At 64.8% G+C, this 14,310-nt stretch carries 11 protein-coding genes; 9 read left to right on the top strand and 2 right to left on the bottom strand.

Going from position 1 to position 14,310, the window contains the following annotated elements; all coding sequences use genetic code 11:
- The first annotated feature begins 133 nt into the window (after nucleotides 1–133).
- The 7 genes from aceE (at nucleotide 134) to HNR05_RS03600 (ending at nucleotide 10,140) form a co-directional block, all read left to right on the top strand.
- Nucleotides 134–2,860: a pyruvate dehydrogenase (acetyl-transferring), homodimeric type gene (gene aceE, locus HNR05_RS03630; RefSeq protein WP_179577786.1), complete on the top strand. Its 2,727-nt coding sequence runs from the start codon at nucleotides 134–136 to the stop codon at nucleotides 2,858–2,860.
- 7 nt (nucleotides 2,861–2,867) lie between these two features.
- Complete coding sequence (locus HNR05_RS03625) at nucleotides 2,868–4,073, top strand: helix-turn-helix domain-containing protein (RefSeq protein ID WP_179577785.1); 1,206 nt, start codon at nucleotides 2,868–2,870, stop codon at nucleotides 4,071–4,073.
- Between the two features lie 750 nt (nucleotides 4,074–4,823).
- On the top strand, nucleotides 4,824–6,068 hold the full coding sequence (locus HNR05_RS03620; RefSeq protein ID WP_179577421.1) for an IS256 family transposase: 1,245 nt from the start codon (nucleotides 4,824–4,826) through the stop codon (nucleotides 6,066–6,068).
- 411 nt (nucleotides 6,069–6,479) lie between these two features.
- A complete protein-coding gene (locus HNR05_RS03615; protein WP_179577784.1) occupies nucleotides 6,480–7,400 on the top strand; it encodes an acyltransferase domain-containing protein in 921 nt (306 codons plus the stop codon).
- A 55-nt stretch (nucleotides 7,401–7,455) separates the two neighbouring features.
- On the top strand, nucleotides 7,456–8,460 hold the full coding sequence (locus HNR05_RS03610) for a beta-ketoacyl-ACP synthase III (protein ID WP_179577783.1): 1,005 nt from the start codon (nucleotides 7,456–7,458) through the stop codon (nucleotides 8,458–8,460).
- A gap of 61 nt (nucleotides 8,461–8,521) precedes the next feature.
- Nucleotides 8,522–8,770, top strand: coding sequence for an acyl carrier protein (locus tag HNR05_RS03605; RefSeq protein WP_179577782.1), 249 nt, complete (start codon nucleotides 8,522–8,524; stop codon nucleotides 8,768–8,770).
- 134 nt (nucleotides 8,771–8,904) lie between these two features.
- Nucleotides 8,905–10,140, top strand: a complete 1,236-nt coding sequence (locus HNR05_RS03600) for a beta-ketoacyl-[acyl-carrier-protein] synthase family protein (protein ID WP_179577781.1) — start codon at nucleotides 8,905–8,907, stop codon at nucleotides 10,138–10,140.
- A gap of 82 nt (nucleotides 10,141–10,222) precedes the next feature.
- Here HNR05_RS03600 and HNR05_RS03595 read toward each other — a convergent pair whose 3' ends face one another.
- Nucleotides 10,223–10,744, bottom strand: a complete 522-nt coding sequence (locus tag HNR05_RS03595; protein ID WP_179577780.1) for a DUF3145 domain-containing protein — start codon at nucleotides 10,742–10,744, stop codon at nucleotides 10,223–10,225.
- Nucleotides 10,745–10,980: 236 nt separating this feature from the next.
- Here HNR05_RS03595 and HNR05_RS03590 point away from each other — a divergent pair, with 236 nt between their 5' ends.
- Nucleotides 10,981–11,562 (top strand): helix-turn-helix transcriptional regulator, encoded by a 582-nt coding sequence (locus tag HNR05_RS03590; protein WP_179577779.1) that lies wholly within the window; start codon nucleotides 10,981–10,983, stop codon nucleotides 11,560–11,562.
- A gap of 15 nt (nucleotides 11,563–11,577) precedes the next feature.
- On the opposite strand, the gene HNR05_RS03585 is transcribed toward HNR05_RS03590, so the two are convergent.
- Nucleotides 11,578–13,314, bottom strand: coding sequence for a bifunctional 3'-5' exonuclease/DNA polymerase (locus HNR05_RS03585; protein WP_179577778.1), 1,737 nt, complete (start codon nucleotides 13,312–13,314; stop codon nucleotides 11,578–11,580).
- Nucleotides 13,315–13,461: 147 nt separating this feature from the next.
- On the opposite strand from HNR05_RS03585, the gene HNR05_RS03580 reads away from it, so the two are divergent.
- The gene (locus HNR05_RS03580) at nucleotides 13,462–14,283 is read left to right on the top strand and encodes an MIP/aquaporin family protein (protein ID WP_179577777.1); all 822 of its coding nucleotides are present in this window, start codon (nucleotides 13,462–13,464) and stop codon (nucleotides 14,281–14,283) included.
- Nucleotides 14,284–14,310: the final 27 nt, after the last annotated feature.

The following is a 14,310-nucleotide window of genomic DNA, read 5'->3' as shown; positions in this document are numbered from 1 at the left end:
GGCTCGGGGCGTGCGTTCACGGAGTTCAGCAAGAATCAGTAGGCTGACGGTGATGCCGAATGGTCGCGATCCGACCCTCCTTTTTTGCGGCACGATAACCCCGGCACGATCTGCCACTAGAGAGAGGTCGAGTGTGACTGTCAACGACCAGGATCCGTACTCGATGGACAATACCGACGCTGATCCAGAAGAAACCGCCGAATGGTCGGAATCGCTGGAGGCGCTCGTCGCGGCCCACGGCCACCAACGCGGCCGCGAAATCATGCTGAGCCTGCTCAAGCGTTCCAAGGAACTGCACTTGGGCGTGCCGATGGTTCCGACTACCGACTACATCAACACCATCGCCGCCGAGAACGAACCGGCTTTCCCCGGCGATGAAGAAACCGAGCGCCGCTATCGTGCCTGGATCCGCTGGAACGCGGCAATCCTCGTGCACCGCGCTCAGCGCCCCGGCATCGCTGTCGGCGGCCACATTTCGACCTATGCGTCGTCGGCGGCCCTCTACGAAGTCGGCTTCAACCACTTCTTCCGCGGCCAGAACCACCCGGGCGGTGGCGACCAGATCTTCTTCCAGGGCCACGCCTCCCCCGGCATCTACGCCCGGTCCTTCCTCGAAGGCCGTCTGACCCCGAATCAGCTCGATGGCTTCCGTCAAGAGAAGTCGCACGCCGGCGGAGGGCTCTCCTCCTACCCGCATCCGCGCCTCATGCCGGATTACTGGCAGTTCCCGACCGTCTCGATGGGTCTCGGCCCGATCAACGCGATCTACCAGGCGCAGGCCAACCGTTACCTCACCAACCGTGGCATCACGGATGCCAGCGACCAGCAGGTCTGGGCGTTCCTCGGTGACGGCGAAATGGACGAGGTCGAAAGCCGTGGCCAGCTGCAGGTTGCCGCGAACGAGGGACTCGACAACCTCAACTTCGTGATCAACTGCAACCTGCAACGTCTCGATGGCCCGGTGCGTGGCAACGGCAAAATCATCCAGGAACTGGAAAGCTTCTTCCGCGGTGCCGGGTGGAACGTCATCAAGGTCGTCTGGGGTCGCGAATGGGACTCGCTGCTCGCCAACGACACCGACGGCGCCCTCTTGAACCTGATGAACGTCACGCCGGACGGCGACTACCAGACCTACAAAGCCGAAAGCGGCGCCTACGTGCGCGAGAACTTCTTCGGCCGCGACCCGCGTGCCCTGAAACTCGTCGAGGGTTACTCCGACGACGAGGTCTGGGGCCTCAAGCGCGGTGGCCACGACTACCGCAAGGTGTACGCCGCTTTCAAGGCCGCGTCCGAGCACAAGGGCCAGCCCACAGTCATCCTGGCGAAGACAGTCAAGGGCTACGGCCTCGGACCGAGCTTTGAGGGTCGCAACGCGACCCACCAGATGAAGAAGATGACCCTGGAGAACCTGAAGACCTTCCGTGACAGCATGCACGTGCCGATTACGGATGCTCAGCTTGAAGAGAACCCCTACCTGCCGCCGTACTACACCCCCGGCGACTCGGACCCAGCGATCCAGTACATGCACGAGCGCCGCCGCGAACTGGGTGGCTACCTGCCGGAGCGCCGCACCAAATACACCCAGGTCAACCTGCCAGAAGATTCCACCTACGCCATCTCGAAGAAGGGCTCCGGCACGCAGGAGATCGCCACCACCATGGCATTCGTGCGTCTCCTGAAAGACCTGCTGCGCTCGAAGGACTTCGGCAACCGCATCGTGCCGATCATCCCCGACGAAGCCCGCACATTCGGCATCGACGCGTTCTTCCCGAACGCCAAGATCTACAACCCGAACGGCCAGCACTACACCTCGGTCGACCGGGAGCTGCTTCTTGCCTACAAGGAGAGTCCGCAGGGTCAGATCTCGCACGTCGGCATCAATGAAGCCGGCGCCATGGCTGCGTTCACAAACTATGGAACGTCGTATTCGACGCAGGGCGAACCCCTCATTCCGATGTACGTGTTCTACTCCATGTTCGGCTTCCAGCGCACCGGCGACGCCATGTGGGCTGCGGGCGACCAGATGGCCCGTGGATTCATCATGGGCGCGACCGCTGGTCGGACCACCCTGACCGGTGAGGGCCTGCAGCACGCTGATGGCCACTCGCACCTGCTCGCTTCGACCAACCCGGCTGTCGTCTCCTACGACCCGGCCTACGGTTACGAGATCGGGCACATCATCCGCGACGGCCTCGACCGCATGTACGGTGGAACGCACACCGATCCGAACGTCATGTACTACATCACGCTCTACAACGAGCCGTACGTGCAGCCGGCCGAGCCGGAGAATGTTGATGTCGACGGCATTCTGCGCGGGCTTCACCGCGTCAGCGAATCCGCCGTCGCCGGCCCGAAGGCCCAGTTGATGGCCTCGGGCGTCGGAGTCACCTGGGCGCTCGAAGCGCAGACGCTGCTCGCCGAAGATTGGGGTGTGTCGGCGGATGTCTGGTCGGTCACCTCGTGGACCGAGCTGCGCCGCGACGGCCTGGCCGCGGAGGAGCACAACTTCCTCTACCCGTCTGAGCCCGAGAAGACGGCCTATGTCACCGATAAGCTCGCCGGTGCCGAAGGCCCGTTCGTAGCCGTGTCGGATCACATGCACGCCGTGCCCGACCAGATTCGCCAGTTCGTTCCCGGCGACTTCGCCACACTCGGTGCAGACGACTTCGGTTTCTCTGACACTCGCGCGGCAGCCCGCCGCTATTTCAAGATCGACGGCCCGTCAATGGTCGTGCGCACCCTGCAGCTCCTCGCTCGCCAGGGCAAGGTCGACCGCAGCCTGGCTGCAGCCGCCATCGAGAAGTACCGACTGCATGACGTGAACGCTGGAACCACCGGCTCTGCCGGGGGCGAGAGCTAGCACCCACGTGGCACCGGCGCCCAAGACGAAAGAGCAGACGCTCGCCTGGCTTCGAACGATTTCAGGCGAGCTGTCCACGGCAACCCTCAAGCGGCTCGAGGACACGCTGCCCTGGTATGGCGAAATGCCACCCGGGCGGCGGTCCGCCGTTGGGCTTGTCGCGCAAGCGGGGATCACCTCGTTTATCTCGTGGTTCGACGATCCCACGTCGACACCGTGGATTGCTGCCGACGTCTTCGGCGCCGCGCCACGCGAGCTGCTGCGCTCGATCAGCCTGCAGCAGACGTTGCAGTTGATTCGGGTCACCGTCGAGGTCGTCGAGGAGCGCGTCAAAGAGGGCGGCGAGCTGCTGCGCGAGGCGATCCTGCTCTACTCGCGAGAGATCGCCTTCGGCTCAGCGGATGTCTACGCGCGCGCCGCCGAGGCGCGGGGACTCTGGGACGCGCGCCTCGAGGCCCTCGTGGTCGACTCCATTCTCTCCGGGGAATATGACGACGAGCTGCCGAGCCGCATTGCGGCTCTCGGCTGGCACGGTCATGGTGAGGCCTGCGTTCTGGTGGGCACAACCCCGAAAATGCTTGACGTCGATCAGCTGCGCCGCGCCGCGCGCCACATGTCAGCCGATGTGCTGATCGGCGTGCAGGGTAACCGTCTGGTACTCGTGATCGGCCGCGCACACCCGGCACCGACCGAGGGTGATGATGCGGCGACGGGCCCCGCCATGCTCAGCTTCATGGAGATCGCCGTTGCCCTCGAACCGCATTTCGGCTCGGGTCATCTGGTGCTCGGTCACGAAGTGCCGGCGCTTGTCGATGCGTCGAAGAGTGCCAAGGCCGCATTGGCCGGTTTCGCGGTCGCCCGTTCCTGGCGCAATGCCCCGCGACCGGTGCAGGCCGACGATCTGCTGCCCGAGCGCGCACTGGCCGGGGATCCCCTGGCCCGCGCCACACTCATCCATCGCGTCTACCGGCCGCTGCAGGCCCATTCGACTGAGCTGCTGACGACACTCTGGTGCTACCTCGACAACGGCCGTTCACTCGAAGCGACGGCCCGGGAACTGTTTGTGCACCCGAATACCGTGCGTTACCGCCTCAAGCGCGTCTCGGAGGTCATCGGCTATGACGCGACGGGCGCCCGGGAGGCTCTCATTCTGCAGTCCGCATTGATCATCGGCTCGATCAGTGACCACGACGGGTCGACCCGGCGTCGCTAGGCAGGTTCCCGCCGCCCCCACACCGCCGGTTCGAGCCACACCGTAGGTCGAGCCACACCGCTGGTCGAACCAAACCGCTGGTCGAACCACCCCGCAGGTCGAACCACACCGCCGGTCGAACCAAGCCGCCGGTCGAACCACACCGCCGGTCGAACCAAGCCGCTGGTCGAGCTTGTCGAGACCCAGCAAGCCGACCTCACCCCCCCCGACCACAAGATCTCGACACGCTCGATCAACGGATCCCTCAACCCCGCAGGTCAAGCCCACACCGCTGGTCGAGCTTGTCGAGACCCAGCAAGCCGACCTCACCCCCCCCGACCACAAGATCTCGACACGCTCGATCAACGGATCCCTCAACCCCGCAGGTCAAGCACACACCGCCGGTCGAACCACACCGCAGGTCGAGCTCGTCGAGACCCAGCAAGCCGACCTCACCCCCGACCACAAGATCTCGACACGCTCGATCAACGGATCCCTCAACCCCGCTGGTCGAGCTTGTCGAGACCCAGCAAGCCGACCTCAACCCCCGACCACAAGATCTCGACACGCTCGATCAACGGATCCCTCAACCCCGCAGGTCGAGCTCGTCGAGACCCCGCAAGCCGACCTCACCCCCCGACCACGAGGGTCACGTCCCGTGGAGTGGTGTAAATCTCGGCAGGCCCGCGTTGCTTCGTTAACGTAGTGAGCCATCGTGTAATGGTCAGTGAGAACCGATCAAAGCTACTCACAGAAGGACACAAACACACGATGGCTCTAGACCAGTCTGCCCTGCTCGACCTGCTCGCTCAACTCAAACTCACCGACGTCACCGACCGGGTCCGGTCGGCGACCGAGATGCTCTACCAAGAACTCATCGATGCGGAGGCGACCGCGTTCATCGGCGCCGCCCCGTTCGAACGCAGCACGGGCCGCACGGCCCTCCGCAACGGCAGCCGTCCCCGAACGCTGACGACGACGGCCGGGGACCTCGATCTGCGAATCCCGAAGCTGCGTGCTGGGTCGTTCTTCCCGGCCTTGTTGGAGCGGCGCCGGCGGGTGGACCAGGCGCTGTTCGCGGTCGTGATGGAGGCCTACGTCCACGGCGTCTCGACCCGGAAGGTCGATGACTTGGTCAAAGCCCTCGGCGCCGACACCGGCATCTCCAAGTCGGAAGTGTCGCGGATCTGCGCGGGCCTGGACGAGGAAGTTGCGCAGTTCCGTGACCGCACCCTCGCCGCCCAGGACTTCCCGTATGTGTTCCTCGACGCCACCTACTGCAAGGCCCGCGTCGGGCACCGGATCGTGTCCCAGGCGATCGTCGTCGCGGTCGGCGTTGCCGCCGATGGGCGCCGGGAAGTGCTCGGCTTCGACGTCGGCGACAGCGAGAACGAGGGCTTCTGGACCAGCTTCCTCCGCTCGTTGAAGGCGCGCGGCTTGGACGGGGTGAAGTTGGTCATGTCTGACGCGCACACCGGACTGAAGAAGGCCATCGGCACCGTGTTCCAGGGCGCCGGCTGGCAGCGCTGCCGGGTGCACTTCATGCGCAACGTCCTCGCCGTGGTGCCGAAAGGCTCCCAGGACATGGTCGCGTCGATCATCCGCACGATCTTCGCCCAGCCCGACGCGGAGCACATCCACAAGCAGTTCGGCGAGGTCACCACCATGCTGGGCCGCTCGCACCCGAAGGTCGCCGCCATGCTCACCGACGCCCAACCTGACCTGCTCGCTTTCGCCGGGTTCCCGCGCCGGCACTGGCGGCAGATCTGGTCGACGAACCCGTTGGAACGGGTGAACAAGGAGATTAAGCGCCGCACCGATGTTGTCAGCGTCTTCCCGAACCCCGCGGCGTTGCTGCGCCTGGCCGGGTCTGTTCTGATCGAGCAGCACGACGAGTGGGAGGCCGGCGAACGCCGCTACTTCTCCGAGGCGTCCATGCTCGAGCTGGCCACCATGACCAACCCGATCGAGACCGTCAATGAGGCGGTGATCCTCCCCGAACTCACCGCCGCCTAAGCTAGAACAACTGACCCGCACGGTGTTGAGAAACTCCACCACTCAGCGGGACGTGACCACCACGAGATCTCGACACGCTCGATCAACGGATATATCAACCCCGCTGGTCGAGCTTGTCGAGACCCCGCAAGCCGACCTCAACACCCGATCACGAGATCTCGACACGCTCGATCAACGAATAATCCGACCACGAGATCTCGACACGCTCGATCAACGAATAATCCGACCACGAGATCTCGACACTCTCGATTAACGAATCATCCGATCACGCCAGCTCGCCGCGCTCGATCAACGGATACCGCCGTCGCTCCCTCTCTCTCACGGATCGTCTAACAGATCCCACAAGGGAAAACACAATTCTTGGTGGAGTGTCAACACTCCGTCACGCGATGAGGTTGCAAGACTAGACAGGTGATTGTCGTCGTCTGCCCTGGACAGGGCTCCCAAACCCCCGGATTCCTTGCATCCTGGCTGGAACGCCCCGACTTTGCGGCGGAGCTGCGCGAGATCTCCGACGCCGTAGGAATCGACCTGGTCGCCCACGGAACCGTGAGCGACGCCGACACGATTCGGGACACCGCTATCGCCCAGCCGCTCATTGTCGCCGCCGGGCTGCTCACTCTCCGGGCGCTCCTGGCGGACGGCCGCCGCGAGAAGATCTCCGGAATCGCGGGGCACTCCGTCGGCGAGATCACGGCCGCAGCCGGAGCTGGAATCCTGAGCAATGCCGAAGCCGTGCGTTTCGTGAGCGAGCGCGGCACCGCGATGGCCGCAGCCGCTGCAGCGACCCCCACCGGTATGAGCGCCGTGCTTGGTGCCGACGAAGCCGAATTGCTCGCCCGCCTGATCGAACTGGGTCTCGAGCCCGCCAACTTCAACGGCGGCGGTCAGATCGTCGTGGCCGGCGCCCCGGCTGCCTTGGCCACACTGGCCGAGACTCCCCCAACCCGCGCCCGCGTCATTCCGTTGCAGGTCGCCGGCGCCTTCCATACCCGCTACATGCAGCCTGCCGTGCAGCACCTCGCCGAGGTCGCGAGCGGGCTCACCGTGAGTGACCCCACACTTCCGATTTGGACCAACAAGAGCGGCAACCAGGTCGAATCGGGCGCAGAGTTCGTGAATCTGATGGTCGGCCAGGTCTCCTCGCCGGTACGGTGGGATCTGTGCATGGCAGCTTTCGCGGAGGCCGGCGTGACCGGAATCATCGAGGTCGCCCCCGCCGGCGCCCTCGTTGGTCTGGCCAAGCGTGGCTTGAAGGGCATCCCCACGGTGGCCATCAAGACTCCCGACGACCTCGAGGCCGCCTGGGCCCTGATCGACGCCGACGTGTGATCGAAGCCTGAACCAGCCCGCGCACTCGACCCTGAAACTCGACCAAGAGATACCTATGATGAAGCCCATCCTGAAGCAGTCGCACGGCCCCCAGTTCACCCGTATCCTCTCGGTCGGCGCAGCACGCGGCGACCTCAATGTGCCGAATGACGACCTGGTCGGCCCCATCGATTCATCCGACGAGTGGATCCAGCAACGCACCGGCATCATCTCCCGCACCCGCGCCAGCCGCGATGTGCAGGCACTTGACCTGGCGACGGATGCGGCCCGCGAGGCCATCGAAAAGTCTGGCATTCCGGCTGATCAAATCGACGCCGTGATCGTCGCAACGATCAGCAACATCCAGCAGACCCCGTCGATGGCCGCCGTCGTCGCCGACAACGTCGGTGCCAACCCGGCCGCCGCGTATGACGTAAACGCAGCGTGCGCCGGGTACGCCTACGCGATCGCGCAGGCCGACGCACTCATCCGCGCCGGTGCCGCACACTACGCTCTCGTGATTGGCGCCGAGAAGCTCTCCGATGTTGTCGACCCCACCGATCGCAGCATCTCGTTCCTGCTCGGTGATGGTGCGGGCGCCGTCGTGATCGGCCCGAGCGAGTACCCCGGCATCTCCAGCACGGTCTGGGGCTCCGACGGTTCGAAGGCCGGCGCCGTGGGAATGAACCACACCCTGGCCGAATATCACCGCGGCGAATCCCCCTGGCCGACCCTGCGCCAGGAAGGCCAGACCGTGTTCCGTTGGGCCGTCTGGGACATGGCGAAGGTGGCCAAGAAGGCCTTGGATGCCGCCGGGATCACCGGCGCAGACCTCGCCGCGTTCATTCCGCACCAGGCGAACATGCGTATTATCGACGAATTCGCGAAGCAGTTGAAGCTTCCCGAATCTGTCGTCATCGCCCGTGACATCGCCACGACCGGCAACACCTCTGCCGCGTCAATCCCGCTGGCTACGCACCGTTTACTCGAAGAACACCCTGAACTCAGCGGTGGCCTTGCCCTTCAAATCGGCTTCGGTGCTGGCCTAGTCTTCGGCGCGCAGGTCATCGTTCTGCCGTAAGGCATCCCCCTTCCCCCTAAACTAGGTCTCGGTCAAACGAGACACCCCCAAGGAGAAAAAAATGGCACTGTCCACCGAAGAAGTTCTTGCCGGCTTGGCCGAACTCATCAACGACGAGACCGGCATCGCGACCGACTCGGTTGAGTTGGGTAAGTCGTTCACCGACGACCTCGACATCGACTCCATCTCGATGATGACCATTGTCGTCAACGCAGAAGAGAAGTTCGACGTGAAGATCCCCGACGAAGAGGTCAAGAACCTCAAGACCGTCGGCGACGCCGTCGAGTTCATCGTGAAGGCACAGGACTAAGACCTCATATCGAGGGCAGGCCGCCCGTGTGACGGTCAGCCTGCCCTCGATGAAGAGCGAGTTGCCCGCTCTGCGGTCGACCTGCTCTTCCTGGGGCATGCCCCTTTGCTTTTTTCGTCTCTTGGAGAACCGTTATGACCAAAAAGATCGTTATCACCGGAATCGGTGCGACCTCCCCGCTTGGCGGCACGGCAGCTGACACCTGGTCTGCTTTGCTCGCCGGTGAATCCGGCGCTGCCACGCTTCCGTTTGAGTGGGTGGAGCAGTACGAGCTTCCCGTTACTTTTGCCGCACGCGCCAAAGTCCGCCCCGAAGAAGTTCTCGAGCGTCCGGTCGCAAAGCGCCTCGACCCTTCGGCACAGTTCGCTCTCATTTCTGCCAAGGAAGCCTGGGCGGATGCGGGTGCTCCCGATGTTCCCGCTGAGCGCCTGGGCGTTGACTTCGCCACGGGCATCGGTGGCATCTGGACTCTTCTCGACGCCTGGGATGTCCTGCGCGACAAGGGACCGCGCCGGGTGCTCCCCATGACCGTTCCGATGCTGATGCCGAACGCGGCAGCGGCTGCGGTGTCGATGCACTTCGGCGCGCGCGCCTTCGCTCACACCGTCGCATCCGCCTGTGCCTCAAGCACGGAGTCGATCGCGAACGCGTATTCGCATCTGCAAGCCGGACTTGCCGACGTGGTGATCGCCGGTGGGACCGAGAGCGCCATCCACCCGATCACCCTGGCGTCGTTCTCCTCCATGCAGGCACTGTCGCGTCGCAACGACGATCCCTCGCACGCCTCGCGTCCCTACAGCGTCGACCGCGACGGCTTCGTCATGGGCGAAGGTGCGGCGAGCCTGGTTCTTGAGACTGAAGAGCATGCACTCGCCCGTGGCGCCCATATTTATGCTGAGGTCGCGGGAGGCGGCGTGACCGCCGACGCGTACCACATCACAGCGAACGATCCTGAGGGTCGCGGGGCCAGCCGCGCCGTGCAGCTCGCACTGGACCTCGCCGGTGCCAGCCCCGACGACGTCACTCACATCAACGCCCACGCCACGAGCACCCCCGTCGGCGACATCGCAGAGTATGCGGCGCTCCGCGCGGTCTTCGGCAGCCGGGTCGACGAGATTCCCGTCTCGGCAACCAAGGGCGCAACCGGCCACCTCCTCGGTGGCACCGGAGCACTCGAGGCCATCTTCGCCATCCTCGCGATCCGTGACCGTGTGGCTCCTCCCACGATCAACCTCACGACGCAGGACCCCGAGATTCCGCTCACGATCTCTGGTCAGCCGATGCCACTCGGCGCGGGTCCGCAGCTGGCCATCAGCAACTCGTTCGGATTCGGCGGCCACAACGCCGTCGTCGCATTCCGCAGCGTTTAGAGACCGGCACAACCCGCACCACCTCGCTTCACCAGAAATGACCCCGACCGGGAAGCCACCGGCGGGGTCATTTCTGGGTTCGTCAGCCGACCTGGTGCAACCAGATCACGGCGTTCATGTCACTGGCGTGACGGAATGGCTCAAGCGCATCGTCCCAAGCCTGACCGAGCGCCAGTCGCAGCTCGCGATGCAAATCGAGAGCGTTCGTTCCGGCCGCCACGAGCGCGTTCCGCACCCGATCCTCGGGAATCACGATGTTTCCCACGGTGTCGGTTTGGGCGAAGAAAATGCCCAACTCGGGTGTGTGGAACCAACGTCCGCCGTCGACACCGAACCCGGCGTCCTCGGTCACCTCAAACCGCAACTGCTCCCAGCCGTGCAGCGCCGACGCCAGTGCCGCGCCGCTGCCGGCTGGCCCCTCCCAGTAGAACTCCGCACGCTGAGCGCCTTTCAGCACCGGCTGCTCGGACCAGTCGAAGTGTGCAGCCTCGCCCAAGGCGCGGCTCACAGCCCATTCCACATGGGGGCAGAGCGCCCGCGGTGAGGAATGCACATAAAGAACTCCCCGAGCAGCGGGTGCGTGTCGGGTTGAAGCTGCCGTCATCGTATTCTCCGTTCAGGTGAGGTGCGTCTTCCCCAACGGCCTCGTCACGGTAATTCCGGCAGTGCTGTTCAGTTGTCGGCGGTGAAGCCGTTAGCTGATTATGACTCAGGGCATCACCTGACCACAACCAAGCACCGATGATGAGGAAGCGACTTTCGCGCCGGTGCCCGGGGCGGCACCGCCAGGATTATGTATATTCGGTATATATTGAGCGGTCAGATCCATTCGGAGGCACGGTGTCGGTACGGAACAGTCTTCTCTCGATCCTGACTCTGGGTCCGGCCTACGGATTTCAACTCCACCGTGAGTTGCGCTCGCGAACCGCGGGTCGGCGCAAAGTCAATGTGGGTCAGATCTACGGCACTCTCGAACGGCTCGTCCTGCAGGGCGCCATTGAGTCGGCCGGCCTCACCGTCGATGGCCTGCCGCTCTACCGATTAACGCCGCTCGGCACACGCGAGGGTCTCGCCTGGTTGCACGACACCGAGAGCATCATCGGTGAAGAATGGACCGATCTCGTCGACCGGGTGCTCATCGCATCCTCACTGCCCGACGTCGATGTTCTGCATATCGTGGCTGCGTACCGCGCGCGGTGGACTGCCGATGTGGCGGGACCCGAGCCCGACGCCGACATACCGGATCAGCGTTCACTCGCCGCCGCGGCTACCCATGCATTGGCTGAGGCTGCTCTCAGGTGGCTCGACGACGCCGAGGCAGCGCTGCGCGCCGCGCGGCCTGGTGCCTTCCACCGTGCGTACAGCGAGGACCGTCCGCGTCGAGGACGGAAGCCTGCGGGGCCAGCCCACAGCACTCTCTAACTGCCCGCCTCCGCACTATTTGGCCTCGGCATAACTGTCGACAATTGCGACAGTGAGTGGAAAGTCAACCGGGAAGTCGTGAAAGAGCAGCCGGCCGGCGCGCGCCGCAGAATTCTCGATGATCTGGGCGACGCGGTCGGCGAGTGCGATCGGAGCATGCACGATCACCTCGTCGTGCAGGAAGAAGACCAGATGAGGAACGGCGGCAAACGGATTCGTCTCGGCCTCCGTCTCGATTGCCGGCTGAGTGGGCGTGTCAGTAAGAGTTTCGTGCGCCAGCGCCAGCAGCGCCTTACGGATCTCGGCCATCCAACACAGGGCCCATTCGGCAGCGCTGCCCTGCACAATGAAGTTGCGGGTGAAGCGCCCCCAGTCGCGAGCCTGGCTGCGCGCCCGGCGCTCGTCGTTCGCCGACGCGTCGGGCTCCGACGCCCGGGACTGCGTCGCCAGCCAACTTTCGCCGGGCCGCGGAGACGAGCGCCCGAGACGGGTTGTCACGATGTCACCCCGCTCACCGGCGCGCGCCGCAGCCTCGGTGAGTCCCAAGGCTCGTGGATAGGCGCGGGCGAGTCGCGGCAGAAGCCTGCCGCTCTCCCCCGTGGTCGCCCCGTACATGGCGCCCAACATGGCGACCTTGGCATGGTCACGCGTTTCGACGACGCCGCTGGCCACGATTCCGGCATAGAGATCGGTGCCGCGCCCGGCGTCGGCCATCGCCGTGTCGCGCGAAAGTGCGGCGAGGATGCGCGGCTCAAGCTGAGCGGCATCGGCCACGACGAGCTTCCAGCCGGCGTCAGCCACGACGGCGCCACGCACCTGCTTCGGCAGCTGCAAGGCCCCTCCGCCCTTGGCTGCCCACCGCCCGGTGACGACGCCACCGGGTACATAGTCGGGGCGAAAACGGCCGTCGACGATCCAGGTGTCCATCCAATACCAGCCGTTCGCACTGAGAAGACGCGAGCGCTTCTTGTAGTCGAGCAACGCCGGAATCACCGGATGCTCGACGTCGCGTAGTTCCCACGCCCGCGTCGATTCGACGCGCAACCCCGTGCGCCGCAGCGCCTTCAACAGGTCTTGCTGGGAATCGGGGTTCAACAGCGGGTCGTCGAGATGCCGCCGAATCTCGCCTGCCAAATGCTCCAACCGCGCCGGTCTCGTGCCGGGGGCGACGCGCGGACCGAGTACGTCGGTGAGCAGCCTGTCATGGATGTCGGTGCGCCACGGCAGACCTGCGAACTGCATCTCAGCGGCGATCAACGCACCGACGGACTCGGCAGCGAGCAGAAGCCGCAGCCCGGCCGGCTCGGCCGAAGCGGTGACCGCCTCGAGCTGGCGCAGCAACTCGGCAAGCGATTCGTCGTCGCCCGCGTCATCCGCACTGTCGTTCATGAAGTCAAAGAGTGTCGCCGCGGGAGAGGCGATCTCTCCGGGCAGCACCGCCGAACCGTCCCACCCCGTCGGCGCGGCGCGTGCGAGCGCGCTGGCGGCCGTGAGTTCGGAGTTACGCAGAATCACATGACACAGCCGCAGATCATGTGCGCGCTGCACACGGATGCCGGCCGCCAGCAGCTGCGGATACCACCGTGCCGTATCGTCCCAGACCCAGCGTGGCGCCGCAGGCTCCTCGTGCCGGACAAAGCTGCGGAACTCGACGTCGCTGAAGTGCTGCGTCGGTGAGGTCTCTGCCCCCGCCGGGTCGACGGAGCGAACGAGAACTCCCCCATCACCGGACCGACTCACAACGCGATACACACTTCAATTCTCCACTGTGCCACCGACACCGCTGCGCAGTGCCTCGCGCAGTGCCTCGCACAGTGGCCTCGCAGTGCCTCGCTCCCGTGTCGAGGGGAGGTCTATGCTCACGACGACACGTCACTCCGATTGAGCTTGGGAGACACGATGATGAATCAGCGCACACCAGACAGCACAGTGCGGTTCGAGCGCTGGTTTGAACTGGAAATCATCCAGCCGATGGCAGACTTCAAGAATCCACGGCAGGAGTGGCGGCGCCTGGTGTCGGAGCTGTTCGGCACCTTCCTCTTGGTGATCGTCGCGGCCGGGGGCGGCATGATGAGCCAGGCGTTCCCCGGCACCATCAGCCGCACTGCAGCAGTGGTCGCGCCGGGCCTGATGGTGCTCGGGATCATCCTTTTCATGGGTAGGGTCTCCGGTGCACATCTGAATCCCGCCGTCACCCTCGCGTTTTCGATGCGGGGAGACTTCCCGTGGCAACGCGTGCCCGGCTACATCCTCGTCCAGTTGATCGGAGCGACGCTCGCGGCATGGTTTCTGCAGGCGGTCATCGGAGTGTCCGCCTCCGCGGGATCGAACTATACGGCCGCGGACTATTCCTCGTTCCAGGCGTTTCTGATGGAGGCACTTCTGACCCTCGGCCTCGTCAGCGTCATTCTCGGTACGGCATCCGGTGCCCAGAACCTCGGCGTGATCGGCGCGATCGGCGTCGGTAGCTACATCGCATTGGCCGGGTTATGGGGTAGCCCGATTTCGGGCGCGTCGATGAACCCCGCTCGCACGTTCGGACCCGATCTCGTCGCTGGGGACTTCACCGATTACTGGGTCTATCTCGCCGGACCGGTCGCCGGCGCTGCCCTCGCCGTGCTTCTGGCTTTCGTTCTGCGCGGCCGCGGTGGGGGGCGCGCCGGGTCAGGAGCGGCCCAGGGAGACCTCGACACCGAGGTTTCTCGTCCCACACAAGCCTGAGCCACCGGGGCCCCGCCCAACCGGGTC

Source organism: Leifsonia psychrotolerans (assembly GCF_013410665.1).
GTDB lineage: Bacteria > Actinomycetota > Actinomycetes > Actinomycetales > Microbacteriaceae > Cryobacterium > Cryobacterium psychrotolerans_A.
The sequence above is the reverse complement of the archived record's forward strand: the minus strand, read 5'-3'. Positions and strand labels throughout refer to the sequence as shown.